At 48.2% G+C, this 18,924-nt stretch carries 17 protein-coding genes; 7 read left to right on the top strand and 10 right to left on the bottom strand.

Going from position 1 to position 18,924, the window contains the following annotated elements:
• Positions 1-10: 10 nt before the first annotated feature.
• Entirely contained in the window at positions 11-1,225 is a 1,215-nt protein-coding gene (locus DFP98_RS01095) for a CynX/NimT family MFS transporter (RefSeq protein WP_116058926.1), read from the top strand.
• Positions 1,226-1,390: 165 nt separating this feature from the next.
• Here the strand turns inward: DFP98_RS01095 and DFP98_RS01090 are convergent, their stop codons facing one another.
• The 7 genes from DFP98_RS01090 to DFP98_RS01060 form a co-directional block, all read right to left on the bottom strand.
• Entirely contained in the window at positions 1,391-2,503 is a 1,113-nt protein-coding gene (locus DFP98_RS01090) for an SGNH/GDSL hydrolase family protein (RefSeq protein ID WP_116058707.1), read from the bottom strand.
• Positions 2,504-2,629: 126 nt separating this feature from the next.
• Entirely contained in the window at positions 2,630-4,297 is a 1,668-nt protein-coding gene (locus tag DFP98_RS01085) for a DUF262 domain-containing protein (protein WP_116058706.1), read from the bottom strand.
• Between the two features lie 256 nt (positions 4,298-4,553).
• Positions 4,554-5,321 carry an SDR family NAD(P)-dependent oxidoreductase gene (locus DFP98_RS01080; RefSeq protein WP_116058705.1) on the bottom strand — a complete coding sequence of 256 codons (768 nt, stop codon included), beginning with the start codon at positions 5,319-5,321 and terminating at the stop codon, positions 4,554-4,556.
• Between the two features lie 25 nt (positions 5,322-5,346).
• Positions 5,347-6,180 carry a fumarylacetoacetate hydrolase family protein gene (locus DFP98_RS01075; RefSeq protein ID WP_116058704.1) on the bottom strand — a complete coding sequence of 278 codons (834 nt, stop codon included), beginning with the start codon at positions 6,178-6,180 and terminating at the stop codon, positions 5,347-5,349.
• 2 nt (positions 6,181-6,182) lie between these two features.
• Positions 6,183-7,199: a galactitol-1-phosphate 5-dehydrogenase gene (locus tag DFP98_RS01070; protein WP_246016360.1), complete on the bottom strand. Its 1,017-nt coding sequence runs from the start codon at positions 7,197-7,199 to the stop codon at positions 6,183-6,185.
• 14 nt (positions 7,200-7,213) lie between these two features.
• Positions 7,214-8,362, bottom strand: coding sequence for a mandelate racemase/muconate lactonizing enzyme family protein (locus tag DFP98_RS01065; RefSeq protein WP_116058703.1), 1,149 nt, complete (start codon positions 8,360-8,362; stop codon positions 7,214-7,216).
• A gap of 78 nt (positions 8,363-8,440) precedes the next feature.
• The gene (locus DFP98_RS01060; RefSeq protein WP_209075005.1) at positions 8,441-9,076 is read right to left on the bottom strand and encodes a GntR family transcriptional regulator; all 636 of its coding nucleotides are present in this window, start codon (positions 9,074-9,076) and stop codon (positions 8,441-8,443) included.
• 85 nt (positions 9,077-9,161) lie between these two features.
• Between DFP98_RS01060 and DFP98_RS01055 the strand changes: the two genes are divergently transcribed.
• The 3 genes from DFP98_RS01055 (at position 9,162) to DFP98_RS01045 (ending at position 11,688) form a co-directional block, all read left to right on the top strand.
• A complete protein-coding gene (locus DFP98_RS01055; protein ID WP_116058701.1) occupies positions 9,162-9,791 on the top strand; it encodes a GntR family transcriptional regulator in 630 nt (209 codons plus the stop codon).
• A gap of 48 nt (positions 9,792-9,839) precedes the next feature.
• Positions 9,840-10,313, top strand: coding sequence for a MarR family transcriptional regulator (locus tag DFP98_RS01050; RefSeq protein WP_116058700.1), 474 nt, complete (start codon positions 9,840-9,842; stop codon positions 10,311-10,313).
• Between the two features lie 151 nt (positions 10,314-10,464).
• A complete protein-coding gene (locus DFP98_RS01045; RefSeq protein ID WP_116058699.1) occupies positions 10,465-11,688 on the top strand; it encodes an MFS transporter in 1,224 nt (407 codons plus the stop codon).
• A 417-nt stretch (positions 11,689-12,105) separates the two neighbouring features.
• Here DFP98_RS01045 and DFP98_RS01040 read toward each other — a convergent pair whose 3' ends face one another.
• Positions 12,106-14,031 carry an alpha/beta hydrolase family protein gene (locus DFP98_RS01040; protein WP_147310113.1) on the bottom strand — a complete coding sequence of 642 codons (1,926 nt, stop codon included), beginning with the start codon at positions 14,029-14,031 and terminating at the stop codon, positions 12,106-12,108.
• Between the two features lie 156 nt (positions 14,032-14,187).
• Between DFP98_RS01040 and DFP98_RS01035 the strand changes: the two genes are divergently transcribed.
• Positions 14,188-14,697 carry a MarR family winged helix-turn-helix transcriptional regulator gene (locus DFP98_RS01035; RefSeq protein ID WP_181917415.1) on the top strand — a complete coding sequence of 170 codons (510 nt, stop codon included), beginning with the start codon at positions 14,188-14,190 and terminating at the stop codon, positions 14,695-14,697.
• 28 nt (positions 14,698-14,725) lie between these two features.
• On the opposite strand, the gene DFP98_RS01030 is transcribed toward DFP98_RS01035, so the two are convergent.
• Positions 14,726-15,988, bottom strand: coding sequence for an S-layer homology domain-containing protein (locus tag DFP98_RS01030; protein WP_116058696.1), 1,263 nt, complete (start codon positions 15,986-15,988; stop codon positions 14,726-14,728).
• A gap of 325 nt (positions 15,989-16,313) precedes the next feature.
• Between DFP98_RS01030 and DFP98_RS01025 the strand changes: the two genes are divergently transcribed.
• Together DFP98_RS01025 and DFP98_RS01020 are read left to right on the top strand one after the other, a co-directional pair.
• Entirely contained in the window at positions 16,314-16,796 is a 483-nt protein-coding gene (locus DFP98_RS01025) for a hypothetical protein (RefSeq protein WP_116058695.1), read from the top strand.
• A 205-nt stretch (positions 16,797-17,001) separates the two neighbouring features.
• Entirely contained in the window at positions 17,002-17,769 is a 768-nt protein-coding gene (locus tag DFP98_RS01020; RefSeq protein ID WP_116058694.1) for a hypothetical protein, read from the top strand.
• A gap of 147 nt (positions 17,770-17,916) precedes the next feature.
• Here the strand turns inward: DFP98_RS01020 and DFP98_RS01015 are convergent, their stop codons facing one another.
• Positions 17,917-18,900, bottom strand: a complete 984-nt coding sequence (locus DFP98_RS01015) for a sugar phosphate isomerase/epimerase family protein (RefSeq protein ID WP_181917414.1) — start codon at positions 18,898-18,900, stop codon at positions 17,917-17,919.
• Between the last annotated feature and the right edge of the window lie 24 nt (positions 18,901-18,924).

The following is an 18,924-nucleotide window of genomic DNA, read 5'->3' as shown; positions in this document are numbered from 1 at the left end:
TACTTTGAACATGCATACGACCGATTTGAGGAGCCGTGCCGCTGCGACGCCGTCCCGCTCAACATTTATTCTACTAATTTCAGCAATTCTTCTAGCCGCCGCCAACATGAGGGCGGCTATTACTTCTGTGCCCCCTTTAGCGACAATGATTCGCGAAAGTACAGGATTGTCTACGAGCGCGATGGGCTGGCTGACGACGATCCCGCTCATCGGGTTCGCAATCTTCTCTCCGCTCGCCCCTGCCTTTGCTCGTAAATTCGGCATTGAGCGCACGCTTGCCGCCAGCTTACTGATCATGACAGCCGGAATCGCGATTCGCGGCGCCGCTTCAGTCCCGATGCTGTTCGTCGGAACGATCGGCATCGGCATTGCCATCGCCGTATGCAACGTCCTGCTGCCCAGTATCGTGAAGAAAAATTTCACCAACTCCATCGGGCTGATGACGGGCTTATATAGTATGACAATGGGGCTTGTGGGTGCGATTTCCGCCGCCACAAGCGTTCCGCTCGCTCAGAGAGCAGGTCTCGGCTGGAGCAATACACTGCTCGTGTGGGGCGCTGTATCCATGCTTGGCTTCTGCGCATGGCTGATTCAAGCGCGAGCCGCCAGAACTCGCGCCAACGTCGGCACAGCCGAATCCGGCCATCGCCGCACGAACGTATGGACCTCCGGCCTCGCTTGGCAAATTACGCTGTTTATGGGCCTGCAATCGTTCAATTTCTACATTGCCGTCGCTTGGCTTCCCGATATGCTCATCAGCAAAGGATTTACTTCCGAGCATGCCGGCTACATGCTGTCGCTGATGCAAATTATGGGGATCCCGGTTAACCTGTTGATTCCGATTATCGCCGAGAGAATGAAGGATCAGCGGCTAGCGATCGTTGCGGCGGGACTGGTCTCGATTACCGGCTATATCGGGCTGTTCTCCAATGAAGCGGCATCGCTCACAGCAGCCGTTGTCCTCATGGGCCTCGGACAAGGCGCTTCGATCAGTCTGTTGTTTATGCTGTTTGCATTGCGAACGAAACATGCGGCGGACGCCGCCGCCTTGTCCGGTATGGCTCAATCGATGGGCTATGTACTAGCCGCCCTCGGCCCGATCGGGCTTGGCCTGCTGCATGACGCAACGGGATCTTGGAAGTGGCCGATCGCCGTTATGGTAACGATAGGCTGCGCCATGACGATATTCGGCATGGCATCCGGGCGCAAGCGATATGTGGAGTGATCTGCTGCGTAGTCGAAATGCTATGAAAAAAAAGCGACACCGTCCGAATGTATTCGGAACGTGTGCCGCTTTTTTTTGCGCCGAACGCTAGGGCGTGTATGAAAACCCGCTCAGGGGTATCTTTATCTTTCACCGCCTTTTCACTCCGAGCGCAGCCTGGTCAACTCAGTACTTCGTTTGAGCTAGAAGCTCCCTAATAACAGGCTCTAACGACGTCGCCATTCGCAGAAATCCAAGATCTGTCGGGTGCACGCCGTCTACCGTGCATTCTTCCGCCCCCTCGCCGAGCAGATTCGACCCGTCCACAAAGTGGACATTAACGTCCCCCCGCTGGCGCAGCCGCATGACCGTCTCTTCCTGGACTTTTTTTCTCCCCTCGTGCAGTATCCGCATCTCTTCGTAATAGCGATCCCCCGCAAACCGGATTTTGGATACGACCACAATCGGCACGTCGGGATGGCGTTCGCGATAAATAGGTATAAATTGCGGCAAAGTCGTGGAAATATCTTCGATCGTTCCCGAATTTGCTTCATAATCGAGAATAAGCATGGCCGGATTCGGAATCTCGGCAATCGTCCGGGCAACCTCCGGCTCGCCCTTGCCGTTCCCGGAAAAACCGAGGTTCATAAACTCCAACGGAATTGAGCGGCTCAAAATATTCGAATACGCCATTCCAGGGCGGGTCGCACAGCCGCCTTGTGTAATTGACGTGCCGTAGATAACGATGGGCTTGTCGTCGGCATAGCTTGGAGCGGAACCGATTGCCGCATCGGGCTCCACGCCGATCCACACTTCCTCCACGCCCTGGTACAGAGGAAAATTCAAAGTCACGCAAAACTCTCTTTTTTCGCCCCAATTGTATAGCTCCGCTTCATATTCGGTGCTGGCCGGGTCAAAGCGCGCCGTGCTGAGATAATGCTGGTCTCCCGGCTCTCCCAAGTAGCAATCGAATCCGCTCTGCCCTGTCGCCGGCATATGATACATATCGCTAGGCCCTCTCAGCTTCGCTCTAAGCGACAATCTGGAAGAATTCGTGCGGAACCGGATTTGCCCGCCTGCCGTGCAGTTCGCCAGTTCGTCAACGGCATGAGGCAGCGACAGCGTTGGGGACGTTGGCAATCGCCGATATCTTTTGTCTTGACCAAGCCACGCAAACCCTGCAATGTGAAACGGCTTCTCAAGCGGCGATAGCCACTGCAACGAATCATGAACGGTTGGTTTGATAGTCATGTTCTCATCCAGACGGATGACATCGATTCGTTTGGAATTATTCGTCATAGCTCGGAGATTCTCCTTTTGGTATCATGGAGCCCATGATCTGCCGTGATACAAGCTTGTCCACACTGATTTTTTATTCTGCTCATTGCGATTCGGGTTATCGTTGCATCTCCTTAAACGAGTCCCTTATTCGTCATCTACATTTGCTTCTTCTTGTTCTGAAGGTAACTCCATGAGTTGGCTGTCATCAATTGCTTGTGAAATGGTTCGCTTCCTTAGCTCTTTACATACAGCAACGGCCCTTGCTTCAAAGAACTTTTCATAATCATCTGACCATACTCCAAACTCATCCAAGTTACCTATCAAATGCGTCCCCATCGTTTTATCTAGTTCGGCATTCACTTTTTTAAACTTGGCCATATATTTAGAAGGTGCGAGAGCGCCAATTTCTCGCTTATTCAGGTAATCATCAACGATCGTAATGTTCAACACATGATTGATGTAAAACTCCTCTTCTCCCTTTTTCTTCAGATAAGCACGAGGAAAGAAATGATGATAATTTTTGCTATTCGCTTGTTTAAGCCAATAATTGCTGATGTTTACGAGTGATCCATCGTTAAAAGATTCAGGTTTGTGGAAAGTATAGAGACAAAGAATCGCTTTAATAAAACTTCTTCCTGCACTAAACCAACCGTTATCAATCAGAAACTTCTCTGAGATGTTAATCGGCCAATCATATTTAGGCAACTCATTTTGTAGTATCTGATCGATTCGTTTAATGTCCTGTGAAATTTTACTTTCAAGGCCTGATGAGTATCTTCCCGAAAGAGAGACGCGCCAGAAAAAATCTTGAAGACGTTTTTGCATGTCGCCAGTCGGCTTATCCGGATGTTTAGAAAAGAAATATGCGAACGGTATTATCAAACCGTTATAAGGCAGTAGTTGCGAAACTGGAATGCGGTAGAAGGACTTGAAGTATTCAACTGTCCTTTGAATTGCATCAACAGCTTTGTCCCAAATCGCAATAAATTGATCTTTATTCAGTTTCAATATCACTTTTTTCTGACATTCCTTCTCCAATATTACAGACACTGTTTGAAGTATGGTTGCATCAGAAATCGTTTCATAATCAAGTGGACGTAATTCATCAATTAATGCTTTATATTTCTCGGATAAGTCGAAATCTTTCTCCGCATCGAATGTTTTCGCAATCATGATTTCAAATACCGAGAGTGGTTTTCCTCCAACATTAATCCGAGTAAATATTTCCGTTGCAATATCAATGGGTGCCTCTTTTATTTGAACAATAGAATAATTGTACGCTTCAATGCGTCTTTTGTATTCTTCAAGTAGACGAAGATATCGTTCTGGAAACTTGGCAAGCAGTGTAAAACCGCCATATAACAGATCGGTCAATCTAATATATGAGTCAGGTTCTTTATCGACGATCTCTAAAGTCACTATTTGATCGTCCTCGGTAGCGGTCAAATCAAGATAAATTTCTGAGTAATCATCTACCTTACCGCTTTCGCGTTGAATCTGAGACCCTTTTAGGCTCGCAAACAAACTTGTTAATCGTTGCTGTCCATCCAAAACAAAGCTTACAAACTCACCTTCAACTGGGTCAGGAAGCGTTATATTGCCAAGATTCCGAACCGATCTTAAGCGTTCTTTCGTTCGCCAAAAAATAAAGGTCCCTATCGGATAACCTTTAACAATGCTGTCCATTAATTGAGCTGACTTTTGAATATCCCATACGAAGTCTCGTTGAAATTGAGGGATTTTTATTTGACCCGTTTCAATTTCGCTAATGATTGAAGTAAATGTTTTCGATTGTGGCTCTGGCAACATCATATCGGTTCACTCCACCACCCAAATATTTTGTTTACAAGGGAAACAATACCATAATAACTTAATGAAACACACTACTAATTGGGTTGTGTAAACGCAACATTAATTTTCAATGTAATAATCACAATGGATGGGAACCATGCATAAAAAAAGACACCGTCCGAAAATTCGGAATAGGTGTCGCTTTTTCATCAAACGCTTGTCTCGTCGGAACAGCGAGCACTTGGTAACCTCACGTCATGTAACCAAGCACTCTCCCCTACAGCTCCGCCGTCATTCCTCCGTCGGCAACCAAGGTCGTTCCTGTCATAAAAGAGTTTTCCGGGCTTGCGGCGAACAGGACGACGGAGGCAATCTCTTCCGGCTGGCCGACGCGGCCGATCGGCTGCGACTGATCCCACTGCTTCATAATTTCGTCCCGTGGCGTATCCAGGTTCTTCACGCTGCTCTCCAGCATCGGCGTTCGGACGGCTCCCGGCAGCACCGCGTTCACGCGAATATTATTCTTTGCGTAATCGAGCGCGATGGCCCGAGTCAGCCCGACGATCCCCGCTTTTGAAGCGGAGTAAGCGGAATAGCCGTCCAGCGTTGCCAACGCATGAACGGAGCTGACGTTCACGATTGCGCCGCCGCCCTGCTCCAGCATATAAGGAATGACCCCGCGGCAAAACAGGAACACGGACGTCAAATTATTCGTAATCACGCCGTTCCATTCGGTCAGACTCATATCCGTAAGCCTCACCTGCGGACAGACCGCCGCGTTGTTCACCATCACATCGATTCGCCCGAAAGCGCGATACGTATCCCCAATGACCCTTGTAACGTCTTCTTCGGAGGACACATCCGCCGCCATAGCGACAGCGCGCCCGCCGGCATTCGCAATCTCGTCGGCAACGTCTTGTACTTTGCTATGCGTACGCCCAACCGCGACAACGGCGGCGCCTGCGCTTGCAAATCGCTGCGCGACGGAGCGTCCGATCCCGCCTCCGGCTCCCGTCACGATCACAACTTTATTTTCCCAGGTCATCGCAGCACCTCATCGATTGTTAGTCTCATTCCGCCGCAAACGTATTGCGAAGAGTTCCGATGCCTTCTACCGTCGCTTCCACAACATCTCCATGTTTTAGCCACACCTGCGGTTTTTTGCCCATTCCGACTCCCGGTGGCGTGCCTGTGCTAATAATATCGCCTGGACGTAACGTAATCGTGTTGGACAGAAAAGAAACCAGATACGGAATATCGAAGATCAGTTCCTTCGTATTGGAATTCTGCATCGTCTCCCCGTTCAGCGTAAGCGAGATGCCGAGATTGCCCGGATTATCGATCTCGTCGGCAGTAACAATCCAAGGTCCCGTCGGTGCGAAGCCGTCAATCGCTTTGCCCCGAGTCCACTGCGGTTCATTCAGTTGGATGTCCCGCGCGCTTACGTCGTTCAGAACGGTGTAGCCGAACACATAATCCATCGCGTTTTCAAGCGGTACCTTCTTGGCCGTTTTGCCGATTACGACCGCCAGCTCCACTTCATAATCGCATTGGGTAACTTCGCTTGGAATCACCACTTCATCGTCTTGCCCGATCAAACAATTGTTGTACTTAGGAAACAGCACCGGAACCTTCGGAACCTGCATATTGGACTCGATGACATGATCGTGATAGTTAAGCCCGATACAAATGATTTTCTCCGGATCGGTCAAGGGAGACAGCAGCTTCACTTCATCCAGACGATAAGCGGCTCCCTCTTCTAGCGAGCGAATATTAGCCGTTTGAATGACGTCCCGCATCGTTCCTGCAACGTTTAAGGCAACGACTTCCTTATCTCCTTTTACGACGCCGACTTGAAGCTTTCTTTCCTGATCCTCTCGTTGATAAAATTGCACAAGCTTCATATTTACAAGGCCTCTCCTTCCAGAGTTAAAAAGATTTTGGCAATTTTGCCGGGACCGCCGATCAGCTTCTCGAACGCGGATGCGCCGTCGCCTAGCGGCGTCGTCTCCGCCCATGGCAGCAGATTCGTTCGGCCTTGTCCGATCCAGAGCAGCGCCGTTTCGAAGTCCTCCTGAGAATAGGCGAATGCCCCCTTCACCGTCGTTTCACTTCGAATCATATCATTAATTGGCAGCGTGCTGTCCGCCTCATGCAAACCCGTAAAAACAACCTTGCCGCCGGCCCGAACGGCCGCAAGACTAAGCTGTCTCGTCGCCTGCGCCCCGACGGCATCGATCGCCGCATCGAAACCGCTTCGGCTCTCTTCCGGAAGCTCGTTCAAGCTCGCAGCCGTTATTCCGCCCAGCTCCTTGGCGATTTCAAGCCTTGCTTCATTCAAATCTACGATAACGGCATCCTGTACGCCGTACACTTTCGCCGCCTGAAGCGCAAACAAACCGATCGGCCCCGCGCCGTAGATCAGAAGGCGATCCGTCGGCACCAGCTGCAGCAGACGGCAGACGTGGATCGCGCATGCGAACGGCTCGGCAAGCGCGCCTTCTTCGAACGAGATATTTTCCTTAAGGCGATAGACGTTGCGAGCCGGAACGGCGACGAATTGCGCGAACGCTCCCGGACGGTGGGCGCCCAGCAATTGGCGGCTGCCGCATAGCTGGGATGCGCCGTTCCGGCAATACCGGCAAGTCCCGCAGGTAACGAGCGGGTTGGCCGTTACCCGATCCCCCGTCTTGAAGCCGCTGACCTGCTCGCTGACTTGTTCGATCACTCCGGAAAACTCATGGCCCATAATCAACGGAGGCTTGCGGAGGGAGTTATGACCAAGATAGCCGCCAAGCTCGGAGCCGCAAATTCCCGCCCGCTTCACCCGGATCAGAACCTCGTCCGGCTTCAGCTCCGGAACGGGAACCTCTCGTACGTTCATCTCTCTAGGTCCTTCATATACAAGTGCCTTCATGCTCATCTCAAGCGCTCCTCTCACTGCACCGGCTCCCGTTTTTCCCATCCTTGCTTAAAGAGCGGCAGCCAATGACCCGGATGATACGGATATTTGGCCGCTTCCTCCAGGTTGATCTCGACACCAAGGCCTGGACGCTCCGGAGGCTGCAAGTATCCGTTCTCGACTTTGAACGGCGGCGTGAAGATATCCTGAGCCCAAGAATGATTAAAGTCGTCGAAAATCTCATGAATGAAGAAATTAGGCGTCGCCATATTCAAATGAGAGCAGACGATGGAGCAGATCGGGCCTTGCGCGCTATGCGGCGCCGTTACCCCGTTGTGCGCATGAACCATCCCGCAAATTTGCTTGGAGGCGGTGAGCCCCAGGAACTGCGGTTCCAACTGAATGATATGCACCGCATCGTGCTTCAGCAGTTCGGCGAATTGCTCGCGGTTGTAATAATCCTCTCCGCACGCGATCGGCACCGCACTGCGCTTCGCCACTTCGACGACCGAGGAGACCCGATAAGGCGGAACCGGCGCTTCGAAGCAGGTCGGCTGATAGGGAGCCATCGCTTCGGCGAACTGCAAAGCCGTATGAACGCTGAAGCGGTTATGCCCTTCGATCAGAATATCGACGTCCGGCCCTACCGCTTCCCGAACGGCGGCAATATTGCGGATCGCGCTTGCAAAGTCGGCCCTCTCCATCGTTCGCCAAGCCGCGCCGAACGGGTCGAACTTCAAAGCCGTATATCCCTTATCCACGACTTCCTTCGCCTGCGTATAGAAGCTTTCTTCATCCGAGCCGCCTCTGTACCAGCCGTTGGCATAGCAGCGCAGCTTATCGTGACATCTGCCGCCAAGCAGCTTATAGATCGGCTGCCCCGTGGCCTTGCCCATAATATCCCAACAGGCCGTCTCAACTGCAGCAAGCGCCGAGCCCTGCACCTGGCCCCCATCGGAATAAACGTCGCGAATCATTCTAAGCGAAATCGTCTCCACGTCGAAAGGGTCCATCCCAATTACGAGATGCTTCAGCTCGTGAATAGCCGTCTCGACCGTTTTCGCGAGTCCGTTTAACGTTCCTTCTCCCAAGCCGCTGATCCCCTCGTCCGTATCCACCTGAACGAACAGCCAGTTTTTCCACGGGTTTCCGACAATATAGGTGCGCACATCCGTAATTTTCATGCAGGCTAACCTCCTCACCAAGATGAGTTAAAGTTAGCACGAGCAAGTGAGATGCTCAAGATGTCTCACTTGTATACATCAAAGCATGACCTGTTTAACGAACTCGATGTGATTGCGCACTAATTGTTCGCTTAACGCCGGATCGCCGCCCGCGAGCGCATCCCTGATCTGTTTGTGCTCATCCAAGCTGCTCCACAGCCGATCCTTGTTCTTGTAAAATGTCGTCCTTACGGCGATCAAAAACTTATCCTGCATCCGCGAAACGGCGTCCGAATATTCTTCATTCGCCATTCCGGCAACAATCGCTTCGTGAAACTGCCGATCCAACTCCACATAACCGATAATATCCTCGCGATTAATCGCTTCGGTCTGCTTATGCAGGTTCTCGTCGAGAATCTCGAAAAACAGCTTGTCCATCTTGCCGGTAAGGCGGCCGGCCGCAAACGTCTCAAGCGCCAATCTCAGCTCGTAAATATCCAAAATATGCTTTAGGGAAATCTCCTGAACGACAAAGCCCTGATTGGGGATCAACTTGACCAGCCCCATCATCTCAAGCCGGTCCAACGCCGAGCGAATCGGGGTTTTGCTCATCTGCAGCTGTTCGCTGAGGCGCTTCTCCGACAGGAACGTCCCTCCGCCCCATTCTCCCTGAACGATCCGGCTCTTAATCCGTTGAAAAGCCGAGTCTCTTAGCGTTATTCCGCTCATAGACATGTTTGGCAACTTCCTTTCCGCCGATTCTTGTTCTATGATTATCATACTCGATATTTCGAATTAATCGAGAAGGAAGGTACGAATAATGGCCGGTCCATCCTTGCGCGAGCAGGCATATACGCAAATTCTCGCTATGATCGTGAACGGAGAAATCCCGAAAGGCGCAGTCACCTCCGAAATCCAGCTCAGCCAGAAGCTCGACATGAGCCGAACGCCGATCAGGGCGGCGCTTCAGCAGCTGGAACTGGAAGGATTCGTCCGAATCGCCTCCAAGCACGGCGTTATCATTCTGGATTCTTCGTCCCAGAGAGTCGGGGATTTGCTCGATATTATCGCTTCTCTGGCGCTATTTTGCGTCAGCGATGCGTTTATATCCCGGGAAACGGAATTGCGTCGACTAGCTCGGGAGAAGGAGGAAGCCTATCAATCGCTAAGAAGCGCCGACCCAACTGAACCGCATGCGCTTATCGCTTTTGAGTACGAGCTATTGTTGAGCTCCCTCCGATTAAGCAACAACAACGAAATGGAAAAAATCATGCAGTCCTCTATGGCGCGATTGTTCTGGAATCAAAATACGGCACGCTGGCGAGCGCCTCATGGGACTCAAACAGATGTTATCGTCAAGGCTCTGATTCGCTCCATCGGCCTCGACTTCGACTCCTTTCGCTTCGCGTTACTGGACTACTCTCGTGTTCTCAAGATGACTTGGCGATAGGTTAGGCGCTATAATAGCTTTAATGCGCCAACAGGTGGAGGGCAGGCCATGAACAAAGAAGAACGGATCTTAATGGGTGTCAGGGACATCTATAACAAGCTGAATTGGCTCAATAAGGATAAAATGGAGGCAGCGCTTAAAGGCTATACGTCCTCCGAAGTCCACTGTATCGAATATGTTGAAAAAAATGCGGATTCCAACGTGACCAAGCTTGCGGAATTCTTCTATATGACCCGCGGCGCCATAAGCAAGCTAACGAAGAAGCTCATGCAAAAAGGCTTGATCGAAAGCTACCAGAAGTCGGATAACAAGAAAGAAATCTACTTCAGGCTTACAGAGCGAGGGAAAGTCGTTTATAAAATCCATGAGGACCTGCACGGAGAGTTTCACGAGCGGGACAAAGCCGTATTTGAACAGATCACCGAGGAGCAATTTGGCAGTATGCTGGACTTCTTGGAACGGTACGGAAAGCACTTGGATGCAGAAATAAAAAAGCTGGGTTTGGAAATGAAATCGGAATAAACCGGAATAGCGTAAAAGTCGATGAGAACACATGCAGTCCAACTCTACGGAGAACGGGCTGTTTTTTTATTTCTCCATATTTGTTGACAAGGAAACAAAATAGGGGTATTGTTTTGTTGACTAGGAAACGAAATTTGAGGAGAGAATTGAAATGTCCACTAAACATCCCGTAGATAAACATGCTTTAATATTCGGTCTGATCTCCGTCTTTCTGTGCGGAATCGGCTTCAGTATCATCCTTCCTGTTGTCCCCTTCCTGGTGCAGCCTTATGTCGGCAACTCGGGTGAGCAAGCTACCGTCGTTACGCTGCTGACTTCCGTCTATGCCGTCTGCGTGTTTTTTGCGGCCCCGGCTCTTGGCGCATTGAGCGACAAATACGGCCGTCGTCCGCTGCTCTTGGTATGCCTTCTGGGCTCGGCCGTCGGTTACTTCATTTTTGGCATTGGCGGGGCATTATGGGTATTATTCGTCGGTCGTATTCTAGAAGGCGTTACAGGCGGGAGCATCGGCGCGATCTTCGCCTATTTTGCAGACATCATCCCTCCGGAGCAGAGAACCAAATACTTCGGATGGGTGAGCGCGGTTGCCGGAGCAGGCTCCGTCATCGGCCCGACTCTGGGCGGATTCCTTGCCAAATTCGGCTATTCTGCGCCGATCTATTTCGGAGCGATCGTCACTTTATTAAATGTCGTGTATGGCTTCTTGTTTATGCCTGAGAGCCTTGCCCGGCAGAATAGACTGAAAGAGCTTACCTTAATCAGGCTGAATCCCTTTACACAGCTTGCCGGCATACTTTCTATGAAAAGCCTGAAAAGGCTGCTCGTCGCCGCGTTCTTGCTTTGGGTGCCCAACGGATCTTTGCAGGCCGTTTTCTCCCAATTTACCATTGACACTTTCAGTTGGAAGCCTGCCGTGATCGGACTTATGTTTTCGATTATGGGCGTTCAGGACATCGTCTCGCAGGGCCTTATCATGCCGAAGCTTCTAAAGAAGTTTACCGATAAGCAAATCGCAATCATCGGAATGGGTTCAGAAATTATAGGCTACGGTCTGATTGCAGCATCGGCATTGTTCTCCTTCTATCCCCTTCTAATCGCCGGGATGTTCATATTCGGTTTTGGCGACTCGATCTTCGGGCCTTCCTTTAACGGGATGCTGTCCAAGTCAGTCGCTTCCGGCGAACAAGGTAGAATTCAAGGTGGCAGTCAATCTATTCAGGCTTTAGCAAGAATGATCGGGCCAATCCTCGGAGGCCAAATCTATGTATCGCTCGGTCATGCCGCCCCCGCTTTTATGGGCATGATCCTCATAGCAGCGGCAATACCGGTTCTGTATAAGAGCTCGCATGGAAAAAGGCATTCCATTGCTGGTTAAAATAAACTAGCTCGTGCATATATCTCCTTACGATGCGAGACACCCCACAAAGTAACGTTAAGCTTCGAGCCTTATTCCGATTACATTGCCTTACGGCGGATCTATTTTCATACAAAAGTTTACGCAGAGAAATTAGTCGGAAAATCGTACAACACAGCTCGAACAAGGCTTAAAAGGCGAACTTTTGTTCGAAAAATCATACAAATCTACTCGATTCAGGCTTAAACGACGGATGTTTGTAGGAAAAACCGTATAAGTCAAGCTGAGGGATTGCATGTCAATAAGGCGTCTTCGACGATTATATGGTTAGCTCTCAGGAATTATCCGGAAGTGCTATAGGTCATGATTAGGTCTCTTTATGAGACAGACGCTGAGCGCAATGAAATATTGCGCTCAGCGTCGATAAGGACACCTTCTTTAAAGCGTCAAGGTAGCCGTATTGGCAACTCCAATCATCGTGATGATCAACGTATTCACCACAGCGCCAAGCCAGACGTTCCCCGTTAATTTGTACAAGCTGCGACTAATGAGTGCGGCTGCAAACAGCAGGAAAATAAACGGAAGCAGCACCATCGGATAAAGTCTCGTTTCCTGCCAAAAGGCATTGCCCGTCGTAAATAATACCGCATACTGGATTCCGTTAATCAGCACAATGCCAAGTACGCTTCCCAGTCCCGCGACAATGCTATTTGCTTTTTCGGACTTGATAGGGCTATAACTCAACTTGTTTATGAAGAGCGCATGGATGAGATAGAACAGGAAGAAGAACGGCAAATAGTTCAACCAAACCCCTAACTTATCCGCACTAAAGGTAAATACTCCGAGTATCCAAAATTTAAAATTAACGTTCAAGAGATACTCCGCCGCATATACAATGCCGAAAAAGATTCCAAAAATGCATGCAGCAAGCATAAAAGTCTTTACTATATTGCTTAGACCGATTTTTATCCCTAGTTGCTCCATAGAAAGCTCAGCGTTATTTCTTTTCTCCAATTTGTACTTCCAGATGAATAGCACCGCTCCAACAAGGCTGCTAAACATAGCCCATATCAAAATATAGTTTGTAATGGGCTGCGCAAACCATTTAACAGACATAAAATTGGACGTACTCTTAAAAATGACTTTATCTAGATTTAAAGCAACAATTACGCCAACCGCAGAAAAGATCCAATTAAGCGTCCAGCCGATCCAAAAAACTCTTACTCTCTTTGTGCTCTTTTCCGTTTGCGACGTATCGGCTATAGAACCGCATTGTTCTTTGGCGAATTTTATTTGCTTAAAGAACGGAATTTCCGACATGTAATAGGCTGCTGGAACAATCAATAGAAAAATGCCTAACAATCCAATAAAGCTTACAAGCTCTTTCCAGATCCATATTTGATTCGTATTTGCGATCTGTGGCGAAAGCTCAAAGGCATGGCTGAAAAAGTCGACTGTGTAAGCAGCGGTTTCCTTTGAAAAATGTGCCCATTCATGTGTTTGTTTCGGATTATAAACGACTCTAAGCGTTTGATTGCCTGCATCTCCATAATATTGACCTACATGAAAGTCCATCTGCCGCTCGGCTTCTGAAAAAATCGAGTTTACTGCGAATAAGCCCTCAGCAGCGTTGTTGGAGAGGTCGCCGTTGCCTTGAGACAAGTCGTAATTTCCCTCGTCATATTGACCATAAATAATCCCCATATTTGCGCGAATTTGACTAAATGCCTTTTCACTCGATAAACGGATATTTCCCACAGACAATCCTGCTGCGACCTTGTTTAACGAATTCGCATATGCCTGTTCGCCGTCCGTTATCGTCTCGCCGCCTTCCGAATCCGGCGCCTTCGCTTTTTCAATCGCCGCATTATATTGCGAACCATAGTGCATTAACGTCAACCATGCGGACATTCCCCCCATTGAATGCCCCATAACCCCGATCCTTTGGTTATCAATGTAATCAAGACTTTGATAGGCGAATTCCACTAAAGGGATCATTCCCACGCCATTTGCCGCTACCGCCTGCATGACCGGCTCGCTCGCAGAGCTTGATTTGCCATGATAGTAGGCGTCAAATGTCATAACCGCAATTCCTCTGCGCGATAATTCAATTGCGTTTAGATCTTGCATGTGTTTATTGTTGAGATAGCCATGCTCGGTAATCACTAAAGGAACTTTATGCTCAGTACTCGATTGTTTAGGTTTAAAAACTTGCCCGGACAACCACTGTCCATTCTCGGTAGGCAGCTTAAAATTAATGATTTCAACCTTTCCAAAAGAAGTTTGCAATAAACCGGAAAAACAAACGCTTACAAAAACCATCAACACGGAAACGACAAGCAATCTTCTTATCCTCTTTTTCAATATACACACCCCTTTTAACGTATATAGTTTCCAATGGAAACTATATAGTTTTTATACTACACTTTATGGACGATAGCAATGGTTGTCTCTTGCTATGTTAAAATTATTTTTTTTGATATAATTTTAGGAGATAATTTGAAGAGGAAGAGTGGTTTTATGTCACTGGAATGGATGGGGAAATATAGAGTATTCGTGGAGAAGCTTGTGAAGTTCGGCAATTCCTACGCGGATTCCTACAAAAAAGAATACGCCTACAATACTGCTTTTTTATTTTCTGCCGCCCAAATTCAAGTGCTGGAATATTTATTGGAAAATGAAGATAAAAACCAAAACATGCTGGAAATCGCAAAACGGTTGGGAATATCCAAGAGCGCCTTCTCAAAACACGTCAAAAAAATGGTGGAAAAAGGGCTGCTCGAAAAGTACCATACTTCCGATAATAAGAAAAACATTATCATAAAGGTTTCTACATCAGGCAAAGAAGTATATCGCCAATATGTACAATTCGCTTATGAAAAATCCTTCAAAAAAATATTCTCCCTGCTGGATGAAATTCCTGAGCAATATGTAGAGAAGATGGAAGCTATTTTAGATATTTCGGCTCGCGCTACAACTGAAAAAACAAAGCAGAAAAAAGAGGTTAATCTCATTCGGATCGAGGAATAGGACTTCGAATCCCCTTGAAACTACAGGGTTAGTCAGCCCACTCTACGATAAGTTTAGTGTCGAACGGTTTGTTCTGATAACCTTGCAGGGTACGGGTAACCGCTCTGACCTTCACGCTGCTGCTCTTCGATACGTCCAGTTCATACGGGAGTTGTTTGGCCGAGACATACTGAAAATTCCCGTCCAACCATAGGTTAAGGTCTACCGTCTGACTGGACGTGACGCTGATTTTGAGCAGTTTATGCCCTGTAGTGTTAATGACAACTTCCTGATCATTCGTTTCGCTGCCCGGGACGGTGTGAGGAGCAGGAATCTCATCGTCAGAGGCGGACATTTCTTCATTAGAAGCAGGAGAAACTGCCTCCGTAGATGTGCCAGAAGACGATGGACAATACCCAGCGTTAACCGCTTCTTCCTCGGTTTTGCCATTAATAGCGTAACCCTCCGGATAGGGTATAGCTAAAGGCGCCCAGCACGGACTTTGATACACGTTTATTGTCTTCGAATCGACTAGTTGCTTGATGCGATACAGAATCGTGGCAATCTCCGCCCTCGTAATCGTCGCTTTGGGCCGGAACTTCCCATTCTTATCTGGCGTGAGAATCCCGTGCGAGACCATATTATAGAGAGCAAGAGCCAGATCCGCATCGTCATCGCCGCCCCCGTCAAGCTCAGTACGACTGGAAAAAAGACAGATAATCGGTTGATTGGCCATACGAGCGCAATTATTTTGGGAATACCCGCCGCCTTCTTTTATGGCTACACGTTTAATATCCTTAATCCGCTTAAGCACAGGGTTTAAGACAGCCATAGGCAACACTTCATCTTCATTAAGCGGAAACATCTCATTGAGTATGATCATCGTCTTCCAACGATTCACTTTAGCATCGGGTTGAAGCGTATATTTATCCCCACTCCCATAATTCCCAATATTATATTTCCGATGATCCGTGTAAACGAAAACAGAGAGAAGCTCTTCCCGAGCCCAGTGCTTGGCGGGTAGATCGGACGGTATAATCGCACGGTTGGGCGGAAACTTCGAACGAAGCTCAGGAAACATCCGATACAGCAATACGCCTAACTCCGCTTTCGTTATAGGTTTGGCAGGTTTGAAATTCCCCTTGCCGTCTCCTTTCATGTAACCATTGTCAGCCATATAAGCAACAGCTTCCTGCGCCCAAGCATACTCGTTCGGGCCAACGTCAGTAAAACCAGTTGCCGCAGACGCCGGAGGGGATGCTAATGAGATCAAGACAGCAAATAGCACTAAAGTAATAATGTGTTTCTTCATCGGGTGAATTCTCCTTATGTGTCTAGTTGCATATGTTGGAAACCTAATATTACCACGTCTTTTACACGATGATAAGTTCGTTAACGTACAGCGGTTAAAACGCTTAGTTCAATCTCCTACTTGTGGTGGCCCTCATGGAAATCGGCTTCCGGACTTCATCGAGAAATTGTAATAATACCTCTTTCTTCCTAGCCCAATCTGATATAATTGATTTAATATACGTCCCTCGTGCCTCCGGATCCGATTTCGCAGGTCGGCATTGATACGTTGAGCGGAAAAGAATCATTGTTCGATTATCCCAATCCCGGAGGAGGAGAAGCATTCAATGAGCCAAGCAACGCTGGAAATGATCTTTGATGAACTGAGGAGTTTTAGGTCGGAAGTCAATCAAGAGTTTAAGGCAGTTCGATCGGAGTTCAATCAAGAGCTTAAGGCAGTTCGATCGGAGTTTAATCAAGAGTTTAAGGCAGTTCGATCGGAGTTTAATCAAGAGTTCAAGGCAGTTCGATCGGAGTTTAATCAAGAGCTTGGGGCAGTGAGGTCGGAGTTTAAGGCGGAGCTCCAGAGTATTAAGAAGGACCAGCAAATTATCTTAACCCGGCTAAATAGCCACGAGAAAATGTATGCCCAATTAATTGGCATGGTCAAATCGGTCAAAGAAACGGTAACGGACATCGCGGAACGGCAAGATACCTTGGAACGGAAGTTTACGTTTCAATTCAACACGCACGCTGCAAGCATCGAAATTCTCAATCGCGAACAGTTGATGATAAAGACAGAAGTCGAAATGTTGAAAAACCGATATTAAACAAAACCGACAAAATCTCCTCAGGATTTTGTCGGTTTTGTTTATGTTACCGTGTGGACTTCTCCTCATTTTTTCTTTCCGAAGGCTTTGTGTCCGTTGTATTTAGTTTTGTCATTAAACGTGATCAATTGAAGACTTATTGTATGATCAAAATGACACCCGCCGTAATAACATTTGACACTTAATATGAATGCTGTATCATCAAATGTCATTAATAAAAAAAGCGCTCATCAGCTCTGAAAGCACCTTTCGGCCAGCAGAGCATATCAAGATATACGGACTGCAAATCAATCGTTTTCTGATCGGACTCCAATTCGGCTCCTATCTGGACGACCCCAATCCGCTAGACGCCCCCCAGAACTCTCACAAAAATGCTTATTGCTTCTATAATAAAGACAACAACAACAACTTGGTTATCGATAGCTGTGCCATTCTCAAAGTCGCTTCCCAAGAAGGCTATTGCTTTAAAGGAAGCAGATTTATACTGACCAACTGCACGTTCGAAATCGCGCCCGGATCGGCCGGCAGGTTAAATCTGAACGGGTTTTTCGCTAAACGTGCGGAAGGAATCGGCGTTGGCGGCACTTCTACGGCACACCTCATCGACGGTTTGAATAACGCGCCGAATTATTCGGTTTCCATTGATAATTCCATATTCAGGGAATGGGCCGAGTATCGCATCGCCAGCACCCATCGGGAAAGAGTCTACATTCGCAATACCCGTTTCAGCTATACGGATTCCAGTGCCGCTTCTTATGTTCGTATCGTCAATGATCAGGATGATTACACTAACCTGGCCTTAAACGTGGATACAACGGGCGAATACATGTCGACAGCTTCGAATACGAACAAGAAGTCGGGCTGGACCATGTACGTATATACCGGAACGGGGACCGTTTATTTCCGCAAAAATACTACCGATATTCGTGCAATAATTTCCGCTAGCATTTTACCGATATATTCATTGGTGTAGGGCCCGGATGAATGTTGTCGTCAAACAAAAAAATAAAAGAAGCCTCCATATCTTCCTTCAAGCGAACATGGAGACTTCTTTTTTAGTGGATTCCTCTTCAGTGTACGGTGGCGCTTACCATACGGCATTCAACTCACATACCCCCGCTTAACGAACAGGCAACAGCAGCTTTCTTAAATAAGCCGTAATTTCCGGCGCGTTCCCGTTCCGGATCAATCCATCAAGTTCTCCGCTCGGAATGCAATCAACCAGTTCGGCAAACGCCTCCATCGCGTTCACGCCTTCGCGAACGGCCTCAAGCCCATCCTCCCGATAAGGATACTGATCGATGGATAACCAACCTTTGTATTCCGTGCGCTTCAGCCAGTAGAAAAATTCAAGCGTCTCGATCGTGTGAATGCTGCCTACGATCATATCATCGTCCCAGTGGCGGAAATTATCGTTCATATGAACGTGGAACAGCTTATTCCCGTACTTTTTCAACAGAGCGACAGACTCCGCAGGGGTTTCATAAGCATTAAGTGCATGGCCGAAATCGATCGTAACTCCAACGTTATCCGTACCGATTTCTTGCGTAATCAACAACGAAGTTGCGACCGTACTTAAATAACTATGGGTTCTCGGTTCTTTGACCTTGTATTCCAGACTGATCTTAACATCATCACGATACAAGCAGGCTTCCTTAACCCCTTCCGCGAACCAATCCCGTTCCTGAATATAATCGGCTTGGAACAAATAATCGTAACCATCCTGTCCTGGCCATAAGCTGATCAAATCTCCCCCAAGCTCAATGGCAGCGTCGATCATTTCCTTCGTATGCACGACAGCTTCCATACGGATCGATGGATCTTTGGCGGCAAAACTGCCATTCTTCCACTTCATCTGACCGAAGTGATCGGGAATAATCGATACGAGCTTCAGCTCGTTTTCCTCTAAATGCTGTTTGATTTCCTTCACATTGCGTTCGGTAACATGCCAGTTGCCGATGAGCTCTACGCCGGTCACTTGCGGAATCTGTTTCACCCGGGCAAACAATTCTGGAATGGTAAACGGCGTGCTATACCCCGTAGTCAAAAAGCGGTCAGCCGACGAACCTACATTGGACAAAATAACGGAATAACGATGACTCATCCTATTCATCTCCTCCAGATTAGT

This window comes from Cohnella phaseoli (assembly GCF_003386235.1).
GTDB lineage: Bacteria > Bacillota > Bacilli > Paenibacillales > Paenibacillaceae > Cohnella > Cohnella phaseoli.
Note: the sequence above shows the minus strand (reverse complement) of the source record. Positions and strands in the feature narration are given on the sequence as shown.